19 protein-coding genes and 1 tRNA gene are annotated in these 18,589 nt (G+C 71.2%); 3 read left to right on the forward strand and 17 right to left on the reverse strand.

Features of this window, described 5'->3' with window-relative positions; genetic code table 11:
• Positions 1-22 precede the first annotated feature (22 nt).
• The 13 genes from holB to I596_RS10670 all read right to left on the reverse strand — a co-directional run bounded on the left by holB (position 23) and on the right by I596_RS10670 (position 10,983).
• Positions 23-1,003: a DNA polymerase III subunit delta' gene (gene holB, locus I596_RS10610; protein WP_067647499.1), complete on the reverse strand. Its 981-nt coding sequence runs from the start codon at positions 1,001-1,003 to the stop codon at positions 23-25.
• The gene (tmk, locus tag I596_RS10615; protein WP_067647502.1) at positions 1,000-1,632 is read right to left on the reverse strand and encodes a dTMP kinase; all 633 of its coding nucleotides are present in this window, start codon (positions 1,630-1,632) and stop codon (positions 1,000-1,002) included. The genes holB and tmk overlap by 4 nt, the downstream gene beginning before the upstream one ends.
• Positions 1,629-2,684 carry an endolytic transglycosylase MltG gene (gene mltG, locus I596_RS10620; protein ID WP_223303814.1) on the reverse strand — a complete coding sequence of 352 codons (1,056 nt, stop codon included), beginning with the start codon at positions 2,682-2,684 and terminating at the stop codon, positions 1,629-1,631. The genes tmk and mltG overlap by 4 nt, the downstream gene beginning before the upstream one ends.
• A complete protein-coding gene (pabC, locus tag I596_RS10625) occupies positions 2,681-3,502 on the reverse strand; it encodes an aminodeoxychorismate lyase (RefSeq protein ID WP_067647505.1) in 822 nt (273 codons plus the stop codon). Before pabC ends, mltG begins: the two co-directional genes overlap by 4 nt.
• Positions 3,499-4,848, reverse strand: coding sequence for an aminodeoxychorismate synthase component I (locus I596_RS10630; protein WP_150132112.1), 1,350 nt, complete (start codon positions 4,846-4,848; stop codon positions 3,499-3,501). The genes pabC and I596_RS10630 overlap by 4 nt, the downstream gene beginning before the upstream one ends.
• Positions 4,845-6,083, reverse strand: a complete 1,239-nt coding sequence (gene fabF, locus I596_RS10635; RefSeq protein ID WP_067647508.1) for a beta-ketoacyl-ACP synthase II — start codon at positions 6,081-6,083, stop codon at positions 4,845-4,847. Before fabF ends, I596_RS10630 begins: the two co-directional genes overlap by 4 nt.
• Before the next feature lie 112 nt (positions 6,084-6,195).
• Complete coding sequence (acpP, locus tag I596_RS10640; protein WP_067647511.1) at positions 6,196-6,435, reverse strand: acyl carrier protein; 240 nt, start codon at positions 6,433-6,435, stop codon at positions 6,196-6,198.
• Positions 6,436-6,623: 188 nt separating this feature from the next.
• Complete coding sequence (fabG, locus tag I596_RS10645) at positions 6,624-7,367, reverse strand: 3-oxoacyl-ACP reductase FabG (RefSeq protein ID WP_067647514.1); 744 nt, start codon at positions 7,365-7,367, stop codon at positions 6,624-6,626.
• Positions 7,368-7,410: 43 nt separating this feature from the next.
• Complete coding sequence (fabD, locus tag I596_RS10650) at positions 7,411-8,358, reverse strand: ACP S-malonyltransferase (protein WP_067647518.1); 948 nt, start codon at positions 8,356-8,358, stop codon at positions 7,411-7,413.
• Positions 8,355-9,164, reverse strand: a complete 810-nt coding sequence (locus I596_RS10655) for a BUD32 family EKC/KEOPS complex subunit (RefSeq protein WP_067647521.1) — start codon at positions 9,162-9,164, stop codon at positions 8,355-8,357. The genes fabD and I596_RS10655 overlap by 4 nt, the downstream gene beginning before the upstream one ends.
• A 24-nt stretch (positions 9,165-9,188) precedes the next feature.
• Complete coding sequence (locus tag I596_RS10660; protein WP_067647524.1) at positions 9,189-10,166, reverse strand: beta-ketoacyl-ACP synthase III; 978 nt, start codon at positions 10,164-10,166, stop codon at positions 9,189-9,191.
• Positions 10,167-10,327: 161 nt separating this feature from the next.
• Positions 10,328-10,522, reverse strand: a complete 195-nt coding sequence (rpmF, locus tag I596_RS10665) for a 50S ribosomal protein L32 (protein WP_067647527.1) — start codon at positions 10,520-10,522, stop codon at positions 10,328-10,330.
• Positions 10,523-10,551: 29 nt separating this feature from the next.
• Complete coding sequence (locus I596_RS10670; protein ID WP_335340368.1) at positions 10,552-10,983, reverse strand: YceD family protein; 432 nt, start codon at positions 10,981-10,983, stop codon at positions 10,552-10,554.
• A gap of 204 nt (positions 10,984-11,187) precedes the next feature.
• Here I596_RS10670 and I596_RS10675 point away from each other — a divergent pair, with 204 nt between their 5' ends.
• The 3 genes from I596_RS10675 (at position 11,188) to I596_RS10685 (ending at position 15,920) form a co-directional block, all read left to right on the forward strand.
• A complete protein-coding gene (locus I596_RS10675; RefSeq protein WP_067647532.1) occupies positions 11,188-11,625 on the forward strand; it encodes a hypothetical protein in 438 nt (145 codons plus the stop codon).
• Positions 11,622-12,218 (forward strand): Maf family protein, encoded by a 597-nt coding sequence (locus I596_RS10680; RefSeq protein ID WP_067647535.1) that lies wholly within the window; start codon positions 11,622-11,624, stop codon positions 12,216-12,218. The genes I596_RS10675 and I596_RS10680 overlap by 4 nt, the downstream gene beginning before the upstream one ends.
• A 132-nt stretch (positions 12,219-12,350) precedes the next feature.
• On the forward strand, positions 12,351-15,920 hold the full coding sequence (locus I596_RS10685; protein ID WP_067647538.1) for an indolepyruvate ferredoxin oxidoreductase family protein: 3,570 nt from the start codon (positions 12,351-12,353) through the stop codon (positions 15,918-15,920).
• Between the two features lie 28 nt (positions 15,921-15,948).
• Here I596_RS10685 and I596_RS10690 read toward each other — a convergent pair whose 3' ends face one another.
• The 4 genes from I596_RS10690 to csrA all read right to left on the reverse strand — a co-directional run bounded on the left by I596_RS10690 (position 15,949) and on the right by csrA (position 18,325).
• Positions 15,949-16,695, reverse strand: a complete 747-nt coding sequence (locus I596_RS10690) for a sulfurtransferase (protein WP_067647541.1) — start codon at positions 16,693-16,695, stop codon at positions 15,949-15,951.
• A 37-nt stretch (positions 16,696-16,732) separates the two neighbouring features.
• On the reverse strand, positions 16,733-17,611 hold the full coding sequence (hslO, locus tag I596_RS10695) for an Hsp33 family molecular chaperone HslO (RefSeq protein ID WP_067647544.1): 879 nt from the start codon (positions 17,609-17,611) through the stop codon (positions 16,733-16,735).
• Positions 17,612-17,911: 300 nt separating this feature from the next.
• Positions 17,912-18,004: transfer RNA gene (locus I596_RS10700), tRNA-Ser, on the reverse strand.
• A gap of 108 nt (positions 18,005-18,112) precedes the next feature.
• Positions 18,113-18,325, reverse strand: a complete 213-nt coding sequence (gene csrA, locus I596_RS10705; protein ID WP_067647546.1) for a carbon storage regulator CsrA — start codon at positions 18,323-18,325, stop codon at positions 18,113-18,115.
• Positions 18,326-18,589: the final 264 nt, after the last annotated feature.

Raw genomic sequence — 18,589 nt, forward strand, 5'->3', positions numbered from 1 at the left:
CCGGATAGCGGAGTCGACATCGTCAGCTTCTCCTGGTGCCCTGCCCGGTCGCCGGCCAGGCGCGCAACACGTCCAGCAGCACCAGCTCCGGACGCAGCGGCGTGTCGAGCAGCCGGCGCGCCTGGTTGGCCTTGGCGAACCACGCGGCTAGCTTCGGGATTTCGTCCACGGCGGTCAAGCCGAACCGGCCGCGTTCGCCGGCAGCCAGCCGCTGCGCTTCCTCGTCGGCCAGCACCGCGGCGAACCAGAGCCGGTCGGCCGGGCGATCGGCGGCCCAGCGCTCGGCCACCTCGCCGGCCGACGAACGGCCGCCGGCCAATGCCACCAGGTCCCCCGCGCAGGCGGCGCCGAGCTCGACACGGCCGTCCTTCGACCAGGCCAGCGCCTGGCCCGGATTGCCGGCGCTGGCGGCCAGCGCCTCTCGCGCCGGCGCATCGGCCAGGCCCTGCTCGCGCAGCCAGGCCAGCGCCTGCGCCGGCGGCGGCAGGCCGACGTCGATGCGCTGGCAGCGGCTGCGGATCGTCGCCGGCAGCCGCGCCGGCTGGTCGGCGACCAGGATCATGATCGTGTCGGTGGCCGGCTCCTCCAGTGTCTTCAGCAGCGCGTTGGCGGCGCTGACGTTCATCGCCTCGGCCGGCTCGACGATCGCCAGTTGCAGGCCGCCGAACTGGCTCGACAGCGCGAGCCGCGCCGACAGCGCGCGGATCTGGTCGATCGTCAGCTCGCTGCGCAGCTTGCCGTCGTCGCGCTCGACGAAGCCGACGCGGACGCGGTCCGGATGGGTGCCCGCCGCCATCAGCTGGCAGGCGCGGCAGCGCCCGCAGGCACCCGCCGCGCCCGGCTGCTCGCACAAGGCCACGGCGACCAGTGCCTCGGCCAGGGCCCGCTTGCCGAGACCGGCGGGGCCGGCGATCAGCAGCGCATGGTGCAGCCGGCCGGCGGCCAGCGCGCCACGCAGGCGCTGCCAGGCGGCATCCAGCCAGGGCGCGATCGTGCCGTTCATCGCCGGTCCGCCACGGCCACGAACGCATCGACGGCCGCACCGACCGCGGCGCGCACGGCGTCCAGTTCGGCGCTGGCGTCGATCAGGCGGAATCGCTGCGGCTCGGCCGCGGCACGTGCGCGATAGGCGGCACGCACGCGCTCGAAGAACGCCTCCTGCTCGGATTCGATGCGATCGGCCGCCGCGCGGCTGCCGGCGCGTGCCAGCCCTTGCGCCACCGGCAGGTCGAGCAGCAGCGTCAGGTCCGGCCGCAGGCCGGCGGCCCAGTCTTCCAGCGCGGCGATGCGCTGCAGCGGCTGGCCACGGCCGCCGCCCTGGTAGGCATAGCTGGCATCGGTGAAGCGATCGGTCAGCACCCAGCGCCCGGCCGCGAGCGCCGGCCGCACCACCTCGCGCACCAGCTGGGCACGGGCCGCGAACATCAGCAGCAGCTCGCTCTCCGGGCAGACCGGCGCCAGCGCCGGGTCGAGCACCAGGGCGCGCACCGCCTCGCCGAGCGGCGTGCCGCCCGGTTCGCGGGTGACGACGACGTCGATGCCGTGCGCTTCCAAACGCGCGCGCGCCGCGGCCAGCACCGTGCTCTTGCCGGCGCCTTCGCCGCCTTCCAGCGAGATCAGCCGGCCACTCATCGGCGCATGCGCTCCAGATAGCGCGCGACGGCACGGTTGTGCTCGGCCAGTGTCGCGGAGAATTCGTGCCGGCCGCTGCCGTCGCCGTAGGCGACGAAATACAGCGCATCGCCGGGCGCCGGTGCCAGCGTCGCGGCGATCGCCGCGCGTCCCGGCAGCGCGATCGGCGTCGGCGGCAGGCCGCCGCGCGTGTAGGTGTTGTACGGCGTGTCGCCGTCGAGGTCGCGGCGGCGCAAGCGGCCGGTGTAGTCCTCGCCGAGGCCGTAGATGACGGTGGGATCGGTCTGCAGGCGCATGCCGATGCGCAGGCGCCGCACGAACACGCCGGCCACCTGGGCCCGCTCGCCGGCGATGCCGGTCTCCTTCTCGACGATCGAGGCGAGGATCAGCGCCTCGTAGGGTGTCTTCAGCGGCAGGTCCGGCACACGCGCCGCCCACAACTCGTCGAGCGTCTTGCGCATGGCCGCAGCGGCGCGACGCAGCACGTCCAGATCCGACTCGCCCTTGATCCAGGCATAGGTCTCCGGTAGGCAGCAGCCCTCGAAACCGGCCTCGGCGAGGCCGAGCCGGGCGGCGATCTCGGCATCGCTGGCGGTGGTCAGCGTCTGGCGCAGACCGGTCTCCTGCGCGAGCGCGAGGCGCAGCTGGCGGAAGGTCCAGCCGTCGACGATCGTGAAGTGATGCTGCACCACCTCGCCGCTGGCCATCTTCGCCAGCAGCGTCCGCGGCGTGATGCCGACCGGCAGCGCGTACTCGCCGGCGTGCAGGCGCCCGGAGACCTTCATCTCGCGGTCGAGCAGGCGCCAGTAGAACGGCGCCGCGCGCGTGTAGCCGGTACGCCGCAGGGTGCGCACGACCTCGCGGTAGGACGTGCCGCGGGCGATGTCGAGCGTGGCGTCCGCGGCCAGCGGCAGCGGCGTGTCGGCGAACCGCCGGTAGTCGGTCCAGAGCCAGGTGGCGAGCGCGACCGCGGCGACCAGCGCCGCCAGCACGAACAGGCCCAGCAGCCGCGCCACACGCGTGCGGCCGGCCATCGCGGCCGCCGCCGTCATGCCGCCGCTCCGAAACCGAGCGTGTGCAGGTCGGCGACCAGCCGCGAGCCGACCGGCCCCGGCTTCCACAGCCGCCCGCCCAGCTCGGTGACCAGCAGCACGCCGCGCACCGCGTTGCTCAGGAAGATCTCGTCGGCCTGCATCAGCTCGTCCACGTCGATGTCGCCCTGCCGCACCTCGCCGAGCCGGTCGAGCAGTTCGGCGCGCATCACGCCGGCGACACCGCAGCGATCGACGCGCGGCGTCGACACGCAGCCGTCGCGGACCAGGAACAGATTCGCAGCGGTCGCGCCGACGACGCGCCCTTCGGTATCGAACACGATGCCCTCGGCGATGGCAGGGTCGTCCCACTCGGCCCGCGCCAGGACCTGCTCCAGACGGTTCAGGTGCTTGATGCCGGCCAGCAGCGGCTGGACGGCCAGGCGGGTTTCGCAGAAGCGTACCCGGATTCCCTGCCAGTACCAATGCCGCGGCAGCGGCGCCTCGGCGGCCGCGGCGACGATGCGCAATGGCTGCAGCGGCGCCGGCTGCGCATAGCCGCGCGGGCCGCTGCCGCGGGTCAGCGTGATCCGCACCACCGCCCGCGGCAGGCCGGCCGTCACCGCCGCGCAGTCCGCCGCCAGGGCGGCGGCGTCGGGCGCCGGCAGGCGCAGCCGCGCGCAGCCGAGCGCGAGCCGTGCCAGGTGGCGCCGCCACAGCGGGGCCCGGCCGTCGACGAACAACACGGTCTCGAACAGCCCGTCGCCGTAGGCCAGCCCGCGGTCACCGGCGTCCACGACCGTGGCCGGCGCACCGTCGATGCGGATGCGCGCGCTCATCCGTCGATCCCCAGCGCGCGCAGCAGGCCGCGTGCCTTGGCGCGCGTCTCCTCGAGCTCTGCGCTGGCCCGCGAATCGAACACGATGCCGGCCCCGGCACGCCAGCGCACGTCGGAACCGGACGCCACCAGGGTGCGGATGAGGATGTTGAAGTCCATCGCGCCGCTGCGGTCGAGATAGCCGATCGACCCGGTATAGGCGCCGCGGCCGACCCCTTCCAGCTCGGCGATGATCTCCATGCAGCGGACCTTCGGGCAGCCGGTGATGGTGCCGCCGGGAAACACCGCGCGCAGCACCTGGCCCGGCGTGCTGCCGGCACGCAGGCGGCCGCCGACGTTGGAGACGATGTGGTGCACGTGCGCATAGCTCTCGACCGTCATCAGCTCGTCGACGACGACGCTGCCCGGCTCGCAGACGCGACCGAGGTCGTTGCGCTCCAGGTCGATCAGCATGATGTGCTCGGCGCGCTCCTTCGGATGGCCCACCAGCTCGCGCACGCGGCCGGCCTCGTCCTCGCCCGCCAGGCGCGGCCGGGTGCCGGCGATCGGCCGGGTCTGCACGCGGTCGCCGCGGACCTCGACCAGCCGCTCGGGCGACGAGCTCGCCACTGCGCCGCCGCGCCATTGCAGCAGCGCGGCATAGGGTGCCGGGTTGGCGCGCCGCAGGGCCGCGTGCAAGGCCGCCGGCGCCACCGCCTCGGCGAAGCGGGCGCGCCATTCACGCGACAGGTTGACCTGGAACACGTCACCGGCCCGCAGGTAGTCGCCGATCCGCTCGACCCCGTCGGTGAAGCGCTCCGGCGGGTCCTCCTCCACCGCCAGCACCGGCGGCAGCGGTGCGTCGAACGGCGGGGCCGCCGCCAGGTCGGCGGCCATCGCCTCGACCAGGCCGGCATGCGCCGGCTCGGCGACCAGCCAGGTGCAGTCGGCGGCGTGATCGACCACGATCGCCGCCGGGCAGCGCAGGGCGAGCGCGGTCGGCAGCGCCGCGTCCGCGGCCGGCAGCCGCAGCCGCGGCTCGATCCGCTGGGCGAACTCGTAGCCGAGATAGACCAGCCAGCCGCCGGTGAAGGGCAGCGCGTCGGCCGGGCCGGTGGCGCGCGCGGCGGCGAACCGCGCGTCGAGCAGGTCGAGGAAATCGCCGTCGAGCCTGCGCCCGTCCGCGTCGCGGACGTACCCGTCGGCGGCCAGCCACACGGCATCGCGCGGATACGCGAACAGGATGTCGTAGCGCGCCTGCCCGCCGCGCGCCGCGCTTTCGAGCAGGCCCGGGTAGCGCGCCGGGAACGCCGCCGCCAGCGCGAGCAGGTCGCGCCGGCCGGGCAGGCTGCGGTGGATGCGGGTCAAACGCGCCGGAACGCCAGGGTGCCGTTGGTACCGCCGAATCCGAACGAGTTGGACAGCACGAAGTCGAGTCCGTGCTCGCGCGCGGTGTGCGGCACGAAGTCCAGGTCGCAGCCCTCGTCGGGATTGTCGAGGTTGATCGTCGGCGGCACCACGCCGTCGCGCAGCGCGAGGATCGAGAAGATCGCCTCGACGCCGCCGGCGGCGCCGAGCAGATGGCCGGTCATCGACTTGGTCGAGCTGACCATCAGCTTGCCGGCGTGGTCGCCGAAGCAGGCCTTGATCGCGGCGACCTCGGCGACGTCGCCGACGCCGGTCGAGGTGGCGTGCGCGTTGATGTACTGGACCTGGTCCGGATTGGCACCGGCGTCGGCGATCGCGATCTGCATCGAGCGGCGCGCGCCGTTGCCGTCCTCGGGCGGCGAGGTCATGTGGTAGGCGTCACCGCTCATGCCGTAGCCGGCCAGCTCGCAATAGATCCGCGCGCCGCGCTTCTTGGCGTGCTCGTAGTCCTCGATCACGAGGATGCCGGCGCCGTCGGACAGCACGAAGCCGTCGCGGTCGCGGTCCCAGGGACGGCTGGCACGGGCCGGCTCCTCGTTGCGCGTGGACATCGCGCGCGCCGAGCAGAAGCCGCCGACGGCGGTGCCGGTGGTGGCGTACTCGGCGCCGCCGGCGATCATCACGTCGGCGTCGCCGTACTGGATCATGCGCATCGCCAGGCCGATGTTGTGCGTCGCCGTGGTGCAGGCGGTGACGCAGGCGATGTTCGGGCCCTTGAGGCCGAGCATGATCGACAACTGGCCGGAGGCCATGTTCACGATCGAGCTCGGCACGAAGAACGGCGAGATCTTGCGCTGGCCGCTCTCGTGATAGGTGATCGAGGTCTTCTCGATCGTGTGGATGCCGCCGATGCCGGCGCCGATCGCCACGCCGATGCGCTCGGCGTCGTGCTCGTGCGGCGCGAGGCCGGCGTCGGCCAGCGCCTGCAGCGAGGCGGCCACGCCGTAGTGGATGAACGGATCCATCTTCTTGACGTCTTTCGGCGGGATGTACACCGCCGGATCGAAGTCGCGGATCTCGCCGGCGATCCGCGTCGGGAACGTGCTCGCATCGAAATGCGTGATCGGACCGATGCCGCTCCTGCCGGCCAGCACGTTGCTCCATGCGGTGGCCACGTCGTTGCCGACGGGGCTGAGTAGTCCGAGTCCGGTGACGACGACGCGACGCTTGGTCATGCGATTACCTGTTCAATGGCGGACGCAACCATACGCGAGCGTAGCGTTTGCTGTCCTCAAAACGAAAGCTGCGCCTCGCGGGCGCAGCCTTTTCGACACCTGTGAGACCCGATCAGGCCTTGACGTGCGCCTTCACGTAGTCGACCGCCTGCTGCACGGTCGTGATCTTCTCGGCTTCCTCGTCCGGGATCTCGCATTCGAATTCTTCCTCGAGCGCCATCACCAGTTCCACGGTATCGAGCGAATCGGCGCCGAGATCGTCAACGAACGACGCGTTCGGCGTGACCTCGTCTTCCTTCACACCCAGCTGTTCGACAACGATCTTCTTGACGCGCTCTTCGATAGTGCTCATGGGGTCTCTTCCTCCCGGTGGGATTCTTGCGGTTTGCCCGACCGCCGTGCCGGGTGGCGCAGCGTGGCTCGTAAGTCGGGCGCATTGTAGTGGAACGTCCGTAGGGTCGCCAGCAACCGGCCGACCGGCCGCCGCGGGGTTTTCGGTGGCGCCGCAAACCCCGCTTTTCAAGCGGCCGCCCTTCCGGCCTAGGGCATGTACATGCCGCCGTTGACGTGCAGGGTCTCGCCGGTGATGTAGGCGGCGGCCGGCGAGGCCAGGAACGCCACCGCGCGGGCGATGTCGGCCGGCTCGCCGAGCCGGCCGAGCGCGATCTGGCCGACCAGGGCCTTCTTCTGCTCGTCCGGCAGCACGCGCGTCATGTCGGTGTCGATGAAGCCCGGCGCGACGACGTTGACGGTGATGCCGCGCGAGCCGATCTCGCGCGCCAGGGACTTGGAGAACGCGATGATGCCGGCCTTGGCCGCCGCGTAGTTGGCCTGCCCCGGGTTGCCGGTCAGGCCGATCACCGACGCGATCGAGATGATGCGGCCCTTGCGCGCCTTCATCATGCCGCGCAGCACGGCGCGCGAGGTCCTGAACACCGAGCTGAGATTGGTGTCGATGATCGCCTGCCAGTCCTCGTCGCGCATGCGCATCAGCAGCTGGTCGCGGGTGATGCCGGCGTTGTTGACGAGGATCGACGGCGCGCCGAAGGTCTTGCCGATCTCCTCGACCAGCGCATCGACCGCGGCCGCATCGGTGACGTCGAGCACGCGGCCGGCACCGCCGCGCGCGGCGAGGCGTTCGCCGATCGCCTGCGCACCGGCTTCGCTGGTGGCCGTGCCGACGACGACGGCGCCGAGTCCGGCCAGTTCGTCGGCGATCGCGGCGCCGATGCCGCGGCTGGCGCCGGTGACCAGGGCGATCTCGCCCTCGAGGATTGCGCTCATGCTGTGTCTCGCTGCAAAGGATGAAGGAGGCGGGGCCGGACCGTCAGGCCCAGGCCTCGCGCGCGGATTCGAACTCGCCCGGCGTGCCGAGCGTGCGGATGTCGAGCGACTTGTCGATGCGCTTGACCAGGCCGGCCAGCACCTTGCCGGGCCCGCATTCGGCCACGCGCGCGGTGCCGCCGGCGACCAGCGCCTGCACGCAGTCGGTCCAGCGGACCGGCAGGTACAGCTGGCGCACCAGCGCTTCACGGATGTCGGCCAGACCGGCGTGCACACGGGCGTCCACGTTCTGCACGACCGGGATCGACGGCGCGCTCCAGGCATAGGCGCCGATCGCCTCGGCGAGGCGGTTGGCGGCCTCGCGCATCAGCGGCGTGTGCGAGGGGACGCTGACGGCGAGCTTCACTGCCTTGCGCACGCCCTGCTCGGCCAGCCTGGCCAGGGCCGCGTCGACCGCGGCGACATGGCCGCCGATGACGATCTGGCCGGGCGCGTTGTAGTTGGCCGGCACCACCACCTCGCTGCCGGACACCGTGCGGCAGACCTCCTCGACCAGCGCATCGTCGGCGCCGAGCACCGCCGCCATCGCGCCGGCCCCGGCCGGCGCGGCCGCCTGCATGGCCTGTCCGCGGATGCGCACCAGGTGCGCGGCGTCACGCAGGCCGATCGCACCGGCGGCGACCAGCGCCGTGTATTCGCCGAGGCTGTGGCCGGCCAGCCGCGCCGGGCGGGCGCCGCCGACGGCCAGCCAGAGGCGCCAGACGGCGACGCCGGCGGCCAGCAGGGCCGGCTGGGTGTACTCGGTGCGGTTGAGCATCTCTTCCGGCCCGCCCTGCGACAACGCCCACAGGTCGACGCCGGCGCCCTCGGACGCCTCGGCGAAGGTCTGCCGCACGTCCGCGTGCAGTTCGGCCAGCTCGGCCAGCATGCCGAGCGCTTGCGAGCCCTGGCCGGGAAACACGAATGCCACGTCGGTGGGGGATGCGGTCATGTCAGATAGTCGATCAGGAAGGACAGGCCGAACAGGTCGAAATCACGGTCCGGCAGGTAGTCGGCCAGCAAGGTGAAGGCCAGCAGCGCAAGGAAGCCGAGCGCCTCGCGCAAGGCGGCGACCGCCCGGCCGAGCGCACGGGCACGCTCGCCGAACGGGCGGGTCGCCCGTTCGAGGAAGCGCAGCCGCCCGGCCGCATGATCGAGGCGGGCGACCACGGGCGCGCGGGCCTGGGCCAGCCCGGCCGCCAGCACGCCGGCCAGCGCGCGGTGGTCGCGGCCCTGGTAGCGGCGGGCGACGCCGGAAGCGAACAGCAGCCAGTCGCGCGCCTGCGCGCTGTCCAGCGGCATCACGCGGCCCGGATCCTCCTCGAAATCGAGGAAGCCGAAGCCGTCCGGGCTGACCGTGAGATTGCGCGGCAGCGGCTGGCCGAGATAGACGCCGCGCCGGTGGGTTTCGGCGATCGCCAGCGCGGCGCCGCCGACCAGGAGGTCGACCGCCTCGGCGCTGCCGGCCACCTCACGCAGGCGCAGCGACAGCGAGGACCCCACGTCGCTCAGCAGCAGCACGTCACGGCCGTCGGCGAGCACGCGCGGCACGCGCACGCCCTGCCCGGCCAGCTCGCCGAGACGGCGCGATTCGATGCACTTGGCCTCTTCGGGCGAATCGACCGGGTCCGGGCGCAGCGGCTCGATGCCGAGCTGGCGGGCGGCGAAGTCCAGGGCGTGGTGCGCCAGCCGACGGCGGCGGTGCGCATAGCGCTTGAGCCAGACCGCGCGGCCGTCGAGCAACAGGCGTTGAGCCATGATGGTCCTCCTTCGAGGGGCCGCTCAGTAGCGGATCAGCGCCGACCCCCAGGTGAAGCCGCCGCCGAATGCCTCGAGCAGCAGCAACTGGCCGCGCTGGACCTTGCCGGAGCGTACCGCGTAGTCCAGCGCCAGCGGCACCGAGCCCGACGAGGTGTTGCCGTGCCGGTCGACGGTGACGATGACGCGGTCCATCGGCATGTCCAGCCGCTTGGCCGTCGCCTGGATAATGCGCAGGTTCGCCTGGTGCGGGATCAGCCAGTCGATCGCGCTCTTGTCGAGCTGGTTGGCTTCGAGCGTCTCGTCGACGACGCGGTCGAGCGTCTTGACCGCGACCTTGAACACCTCGTTGCCGCTCATGCGGATCGTGACGCCGCAATTGGGTTCGTCGGCGCGGAAGCCGGTGGAAACGCCGACCGGCCCGTAGAGCAGGTCCTTGTGACCGCCGTCGGCGTGCAGGTGCGTGGAGAGGATGCCGGGCTCGTCCGAGGCCTTGAGCACGACCGCGCCGGCGCCGTCGCCGAACAGCACGCAGGTCTGGCGGTCGCTCCAGTCGGTCATGCGCGACAGCGTCTCCGAACCGACCACGAGCGCGGTCCGGACGGAGCCGGACCGGATGAACTTGTCGGCGATGCCGAGCGCATACATGAAGCCGCTGCAGGCCGCGTTCACGTCGAACGCCATGCAGCCGTTGGCACCCAGCCGATGCTGGAGCAGGCAGGCGGTGGACGGGAAGACCAGGTCCGGCGTCGTCGTGCCGAGCACCAGCAGGTCGATCTCCGAGGCCTGGACACCGGCCGCCTCGAGCGCGCGGCGCGCCGCCTGCAGGGCCAGGTCGCCGGTGGTCTCTCCGTCGGCAGCGATGTGCCGCTCGCGGATGCCCGTACGCGAGACGATCCATTCGTCGGTGGTTTCGACGAGCTTCTCGAGATCCGCGTTGGTCAGGACCTTCTCGGGCAGATAGCTGCCGGTACCCGCGATGCGTGAGTGGATCAGAGTCAACCCCTTCTGCAGCTAGCTACGTGGCGTCGGCGACCGCCGGGTGGTGCCCGGAACGCCGCCCACCGGCAAAAACGCGAAGCCGGCCCGAAGCGGGCCGGCTTCCGAACACATCGCCGACGCGCCGGCGCGGACGGGCCGCGGCCAGCCGCCGGCAAGGATCGTCAGTCCTCGACCCGCACCGAGGCGCGCGTGTCGATGACCTTCTTGCCGCGGTAGTAGCCATCCTTGGTCACGTGGTGACGGATGTGCACCTCACCCGAGGTCGGGTCGGTCGCCAACTGCTTGGCGGTGAGCGAATCGTGGGCGCGACGCATGCCGCGGCGCGACGGGGTTTTGCGACTCTTGGCAACTGCCATGACACTTCTCCGATGAAATCTGCGTGTTGCTAATCCTGCCTGAGCCGGGCGAGCACCGCGAACGGATTCTCGCGCGCCTCCTCTGCTTCGGCCGGCTCCTCGATACCGGTGGTGAACTCGAGCGGTGCGCCCGGGCTCACCGGGACGACCGGCAGCGTCAATATCAATTCGTCCTCGATCACGTCCGCCGGCGCCAACTGGCCGTCGGCGATCAGCAGCGGTTCGTAACCTTCGGGCAATCCCGCCTCGTCCTGCTCCTTGCCTATCAGCCCCAGCCGCTGGTCGATCGTCACCGGCTGCACGAAACGCTCGAGCGTGCGCTGGCAGATCAGCGGCAAGCCGGCATCCACGTGCAGCCGCAGGAAAGCGATCCCGAACGCATCACGACCGAACTCCAGGTCGTAGACGACATCACCGACCGTATCCGCCAGACTGCCGGAAAGCCGCTGCAGGCCCGACAACGGCAGCCGTCCCTGAAACGCGCGCTGCCCTTGCACCATGCGCCAGGCGTCGACACTCTCGGGCAGGGCGGCTGACATAGGGCGCGCGATAGTAGGTGCCACCCCCTCCAAAGTCAACTTTGCACGCTGCCGGGAACGCCCGAAATTGCCGGACCCGGCCTGCTCGGGCAGACTGTGTGATTCCGTCCGGCGCACCGCAACCGCATGAATCTCCTGACGATCGCCGCGCTCGCGGCCGCCGCCTCGGTGCTGGCCGCCGCATGGGTCGGGCAGCGCCACGCGCGGCGCGCACGCGTGCTGCGCAGCATCCTCGACCGCGCCGATGCGTTCGAGCAGGCACTGCACGACTGCCGGCAGCGCCTGCTCGACGTGCCCGCCCTGCTCGCCCCGGTGGCCGGCCCGTCCGGCCCGGCGGGCGGCACCCCGGATGCGGCCATCGAGGCGGCCCTGCGCGACCTGCTCGCGCACCGCCTGTGGCTGAAGGACAGGGCCGACAGCGCACCCCAGGCCGACCTCGAAGCCGCCGACACCGCCCTCGCCCGCTCGCTGGCGGACCTGCAGCGGCAGATCGGCCAGCTCGACCAGGCGCAGGCGCAGCTGCGGCAGGCGATCGACGCCACCGCCACGGACCGCCCCGCATGAAGCTGGCCGACGTCGACCTCGTGCTGGCCTCCACCTCGCGCTACCGGCGCGAGCTGCTGCAGCGCCTGACGCCCCGGGTACGCGCACTGCCGCCGGAGACCGACGAGGCGCGCCGGCCCGGCGAGGCGCCGGCCGCGCTGGCGCGGCGCCTGGCGGCGGCCAAGGCGCAGGCAGTCGCCGGACAGGCGGCCGGTGCCCTCGTCATCGGCTCGGACCAGGTCGCCGACCGCGACGGCCGGGTGCTCGGCAAGCCGGGCGACGAAGCGACGGCCCGCGCCCAGCTGGCGGCCTGCTCCGGCGCCGTCGTCGTGTTCCACACCGCCGTCTGCCTGCTGGACCTGCGCGGCGATGTCCCGGTCGCATACACGGCAGCCGACCTGACCGAGGTGTTCTTCCGGCCGCTGGCCGCCGACGAGATCGCGCGCTACGTGGCACGCGAGCGTCCCCTCGACTGCGCCGGCAGCTTCAAGTGCGAGGGCCTGGGCATCGGCCTGTTCGAGCGGATCGCCAGCGACGACCCGACCGCCCTGGTCGGCCTGCCGCTGATCGCGGTCTGCCGCCTGCTGCGCGAGGCCGGCGTCGAGGTGCTGTAGCGGGTCGGCCGCCGTGGCAATGGCCGATTGTGCGCACGGTTGCGGCCGATTGATTCCCGCCGCTGCGCGGTCGGCCGGGGGGAGCCACTGTTAAACTTTCCGCGCCCCCTAGCCGCCTGCCAGGTCCGCCCCATGTCCGTTCCCGCGCCGAACGTCGATCGCGAGTACACGCTCGACCACAAGTACACGCGTAGCGAAGGCCGCATCTATCTATCCGGCGTCCAGGCGCTGGTGCGCCTGCCGTTGATGCAGCAGATGCGCGACCGGGCCGCCGGCGTCAACACGGCCGGCTTCATCTCCGGCTATCGCGGGTCGCCGCTCGGCGGCTTCGACCTGGAGCTGTGGAAGGCCAGGAAGCACCTGAAGGCGTCCGCCATCGAGTTCACGCCGGGCCTCAACGAGGACCTCGGCGCGACGATGGTCTGGGGCACGCAGCAGACCAACCTGTTTCCCGGCGCCAAGGTCGATGGCGTGTTCGCGATGTGGTACGGCAAGGGCCCCGGCGTCGACCGCTGCGGCGACGTGTTCAAGCACGGCAACGCGGCGGGCACGTCCCGCCACGGCGGCGTCCTCGCGCTGGCCGCCGACGACCACGCCTGCCGCTCCTCGACCCTGCCGCACGGCTCGGAGCTGGAGTTCGTCTCGGCGATGATGCCGATCCTCAACCCGGCTGGCGTGCAGGACATCCTCGACATGGGCCTGCTCGGCTGGGCGATGTCGCGCTTCACCGGCCGCTGGGTCGGCTTCAAGACGATCGCCGAGACGGTGGAGTCCAGCGCCAGCGTCAACGTCAATCCGCACCAGCTCGACATCGTCCTGCCCGAGGACTTCGCGCTGCCGCCCGGCGGGCTCAACATCCGCTGGCCGGACCCGCCGCTCGACCAGGAAATGCGCCTGCACCGGTACGCGGTGCAGGCGGCGACCGCGTTCGCGCGCGCCAACCGCATCGACCGCATCGTGCTCGATTCGCCGAAGGCGCGCCTGGGCATCGTCACCACCGGCAAGAGCTACCTGGACGTGCTGCAGGCGCTGGAGTACCTCGGCATCAGCGAACGTGACGCGCGCGAGATCGGCATCCGCGTCTACAAGATCGGCATGACCTGGCCGCTCGAGCCGGTCGGCATCCGCCAGTTCGCCGACGGCCTGGAGGACGTCATCGTCGTCGAGGAGAAGCGCTCGTTCATCGAGTCGCAGATGAAGGAGTACATGTACAACTGGCCGACGCGTCCCAGCGTGGTCGGCAAGTACGACGAGGACGGCAACTGGGTGCTGCCCTCGACCAACGAGCTGACGCCGGCGATGATCGCCCTGGTCATCGCCAGGCGCCTTTCGCGCTTCTTCAGCAGCGAGGCGATCCGCGCGCGCGTGGCGTGGATCGAGGCCAAGGAGCAGGAGCTGACGCTGCCGCGCGCGAACTTCCCGCGCGCCGCGCACTATTGCTCGGGCTGCCCGCACAACACCTCCACGGCCGTGCCCGAAGGCTCGCGCGCCCAGGGTGGCATCGGCTGCCACTACATGGTCACCTGGATGGACCGCCGCACCGACACCTTCTCGCACATGGGCGGCGAAGGCGTGACCTGGTGCGGGCAGGCACCGTTCACCGAGACCGAGCACGTGTTCCAGAACCTCGGCGACGGCACCTATTTCCATTCCGGCTCGCTGGCGATCCGCCAGGCGATCGCCGCCAAGGTCAACATCACCTACAAGATCCTCTACAACGACGCGGTCGCGATGACCGGCGGCCAGCCGGTCGACGGCACGCTGACGGTGCCGGACATCGCGCACCAGATGCGCGCCGAGGGCGTGCAGGCGATCATCGTCGTCTCCGACGACATCGCCAAGTGGTCGCGGCCGGAGATCTTCCCGAGCGGCGTGGAGTTCGTCCATCGCGACGAGCTGGACGCCGTGCAGAAGCGGATGCGCCAGATCAAGGGCGTGTCGATCCTGATCTACGACCAGACCTGCGCGACCGAGAAGCGCCGCCGCCGCAAGCGCGGCAAGCTGGAGGACCCGAAGAAGCGCGTCTTCATCAATTCGCTGGTCTGCGAAGGCTGCGGCGACTGCGGCGCGAAGTCGTTCTGTGTCTCGGTGCTGCCGAAGGAGACCGAGTACGGGCGCAAGCGCGAGATCGACCAGTCCGGCTGCAACAAGGACTACTCCTGCGTGAAGGGCTTCTGCCCGAGCTTCGTCACCGTGCACGGCGGCGGGCTGCGCAAGAAGAAGGGCAGCGGCGGCGCGGTCGATTTCGGCGCATTGCCGATGCCGGTCTTCGCGACCGCGCTGGACCAGCCCTGGAACATCCTGGTGACCGGCATCGGCGGCACCGGCGTCGTCACGATCGGCGCGCTGATCGGCATGGCCGCGCACCTGGAAGGCAAGGGCAGCACCGTGCTCGACCAGACCGGCCTGGCCCAGAAGGGCGGCGCCGTGACCTGCCACCTGCGCATCGCGAAGTCGCCGGCCGACATCCACGCCGTGCGGATCGCCGCCGGCGAGGCCGATCTGGTGCTCGGCTGCGACATGGTCGTCGTCAACGACTACTGGGCGCTGTCGAAGATCCGCGCCGGCCGCTCCAACGTCGTCCTCAACTCCTACGAGGCGATGCCGGGCACGTTCACGACCAAGCCCGACCTGGTCTTCCCGGCCCAGAAGATCATCGATTCGGTCAAGCTGGCGCTCGACGGCCGCGCGCCTGAACTGGTCGACGCGACCGAACTGGCCACCGCCCTGCTCGGCGACACGATCGCGGCCAACCTGTTCATGCTCGGCTACGCCTGGCAGAAGGGCTGGGTGCCGCTCTCGCTCGATGCGCTGATGCGCGCGATCGAGCTCAACGGCGCGGCGATCGAGATGAACACCGCCGCGTTCAACTGGGGCCGCCTGGGTGCGCACGACATCGGCCAGGTGCGTGCGGCCGCCGGCATCAAGCCGCACCTGCCCTCGGGCGCGATCCCGCTGGCGCTGCCGATCCGTCCCGCAGCCGGCGCAGCGGTGCCCTCGCCGGCCGCGGCCGGTGCCGACGCGCTCGACGACGTCGCGCTGAGCGTCGATCTCGACGAGGCGATCGCGCGGCGCCGCACGTTCCTGACCGACTACCAGAACGCCGCCTATGCCGGACGCTATGCCGCCCTGGTCGAGCGCGTCCGCGCGGCCGAACAGCAGGCCGCTCCCGGCACGAAGGCGCTGACCGAGGCGGTCGCGCGCTATGCATTCAAGCTGATGGCCTACAAGGACGAGTACGAGGTCGCCCGCCTGTACACCCGCGGCGATTTCGAGCAGCGCATCCGCGAGACGTTCGAGGGCGACTACACGATCCACTTCCACCTGGCGCCGCCGCTGCTGGCCCGGAAGGACGCCGAAGGCCACCTGCGCAAGGCCGAGTACGGCCCCTGGGTGTTCACCGCGTTCCGCGTCCTGGCCCGCCTCAAGGGGCTGCGCGGCACGCCGCTGGACCTGTTCGGCTACACCGCCGAGCGCAAGATGGAACGCCGCCTGATCGAGGACTACTTCCGCCAGGTCGAGGAACTGCTGGCCGGGCTGGACCGCGACAACCACGCGCTGGCCGTGGACATCGCCAGCGTGCCGGAACTGATCCGCGGCTACGGCCACGTCAAGGAACGCCACCTGGCCGATGCGATGAAGCGCCAGGACGACCTGCTCGCCGCCTGGCGCAATCCGGCCGGCGCACGCGCCGCCGCCTGACCCGGCGGCGCCCGTGCGGCGCCGCCCGTCACCGTGCCGAGGTGTCCTCGGCCAGGGGCGCCAGCTGCGGATCGAGCGCGACGCGCTCGTCGAAGACGAAGCAGCGCCCGGCATAGCCGTAGCCGCCGACCTGCTCGAAGTAGCCGAGGATGCCGCCGTCCAGCTGCAGCACGTTGTCCCAGCCTTCCGCGCGCATCCACAGCGCCGCCTTCTCGCAGCGGATGCCGCCGGTGCAGAAGCTGACGACGGTCGCATCCGCCAGCGCCTCGCGCTGGGCGGTGACCGCCGCCGGAAAGTCGGTGAAGCGCTCGATCGGCAAGGTCAGCGCACCGGTGAAGCTGCCGTAGGCGATCTCCTGGCGGTTGCGCGTGTCGAGCAGCACCAGCCGGCGGCCGCGATCGTCGTGCCCTTGCGCGATCCACTGCGCGAGCACCGCGGGCGCGACGGCCGGCGCGCGTCCGCCGGACGGCACGACACCCTCCCGGCGGAAGCTGATGATCTCCGGCTTGACCTTGACCCGCAGCCGCGCGAACGGCTGCGTGCGGCTGCGGCTGAACTTCGCCGTGATCCCGGCGAAATGCGGGGCGGCGCGCAGCCACGCCAGGAAGGCGTGCACCTGGGTTTCCTCGCCGGCGAGGAACAGGTTGATCCCCTCGTCCGCGACCAGGATCGTCCCGCGCAGCGCGCCCGCTTCGGCGGCTTCACGCGCCTGCGCCGCCAGTGCATCCGGATCGGCGACAGGAGCGAACTGGTAGGCGGCCAGATTGAGGATCATCGCCTGGTCTGCGCTACGTGCCGGCACCGATGCCGCGCTATTGCGCGGTGACCGGTCCGGCCATCGGCGGCGTGCTCGCGAACAGGCCGGCGATGTCGACCCGGTCGAGCCGGTAGTTGCGATTGCAGAACTCGCAGGTAACGCCGACCTGGCCGTCGGCGGCGATCGCCGCCTCGCACTCGTCACGGCCGAGCGAGCGCAGCATCGTTTCCACGCGCGACCGCGAGCAGCTGCAGGCGAACGCCAGCGGACGCGGCGCGAACACGCGCACGCCTTCCTCGTGGAACAGGCGGGTCAGCAGCTCCTCCGCGGACAGGTTGACCAGTTCGTCGGTCATCGCGGTCGCCATCAGGTAGCCGACCCGGTTCCAGGCGTCGGGATCCCCGAGCGAAATGCCGCCGCCATCGGCGATCGGCTGCAGCAGCAGGCCGGCGCAACGCCCGCCGTGCTCGACCAGCAGCATGCGTGTGGGAAGCTGCTCGGACTGCTCGAAGTAGCGCTCGAACGCGCCGGTCAGGTCGTTGCCTTCGCAGGCGACCAACGCCTGCTGGCGCAGGTCACGATCGGGCTGCTCGATCGTCACCGCGAGAATCGCGCCCTCGCCGAGCTCGGCGGTGCCCTCCGCCTCCTCGTCCCAGCGCGCCAGCCCGCGCAGGCCGCCGCTGTCGGTGCATTCGGCGAACAGCAGCCTGAGCGCGCCTTCGGAGCGGAACTGGATCGAAAGCCGGCCGCGGAACTTGATCGTGCCGGTCAGCAGCGCGCTGGCCGCCAGCGTCCGGCCGAGCAGCGAAGCCAGCGGCTTGGGATAGTCCGTATGCGAGCGCACGTCGCGCCAGGTCTTGTCGAGGCGGACGAACGCGCCGTGCACCCCGGCCTGTTCGAGCAGGAATCGTTGCAGGAAATCGTGCGTCGCCATCGAATGCCCGGCCGTGAAGATCTCCGCCGTGGCGGATGAACGAATGGAAGATGGGCACCCTGCCCGTCCGCACCGCGGCCTGGCTGGCCCGGAACGGGCTTGTCGGGCATACGGCGCAGCCGCCAAGAATACCAGAGCCGCCCGAGCGGCTCCATGCAGTCCGGCGCGAAGCGCACCGACACGCGGCCGCAGCCACGCACGACCGGCACGCACCGCGCCGCGACCGGCCACGCCTCGCAACGAAGACGGCGCGCCGGCCCGGAAACGAAAAAAGCCCTGCGTGAGCAGGGCTTTCTCGACTGGCGGAGAGAGAGGGATTCGAACCCTCGATAGAGCTTTTGACCCTATACTCCCTTAGCAGGGGAGCCCCTTCGGCCTCTCGGGCATCTCTCCGGGAAATCACTCGTGCCGCCCGGCGGCAGAGCCGCCGTCCCCGCGCCGGAAGCGGGCGAGGTCGCGTACGAGGGGCGCAGGATAGCCGCAGCGCAGCGGATCGTAAAGTCAGCCTTCGTGATGGCTATCGGCCCCGGCGTCTTCCGCTCCGGGATTCTGCTCGCGCTTGATGCGCTGGTAGATTTCCTCGCGATGCACGGCGACGTCCTTCGGCGCATTGATGCCGATGCGCACCTGGTTGCCTTTCACGCCCAGCACGGTGACGGTGACCTCGTCGCCGATCATGAGGGTTTCGCCGATACGGCGGGTGAGAATCAGCATTTCTTCATTCTCCTACGATGCTTATGGTCGGTCCGATGTCTCACGCTGCCGGCGCTCACTCCGAACAACGGACACATCAGGGGACCGGATCAGCCTCCCTAGCTGATCACGTGACCCTTCCCCTGTTTCAAGAAACCGGCCCGTGAACGGGGCCCTGGAAGAAGCCATCGGTGAATGGATGGCCGAAACAATCGTATAAAACTGTTGCGATGGTAACCTCAGCAATCCTGCCTGCGCAATCGAGATCGCGCAAGGACTTGCGCG

This window comes from Dokdonella koreensis DS-123 (assembly GCF_001632775.1).
Lineage (GTDB): Bacteria > Pseudomonadota > Gammaproteobacteria > Xanthomonadales > Rhodanobacteraceae > Dokdonella > Dokdonella koreensis.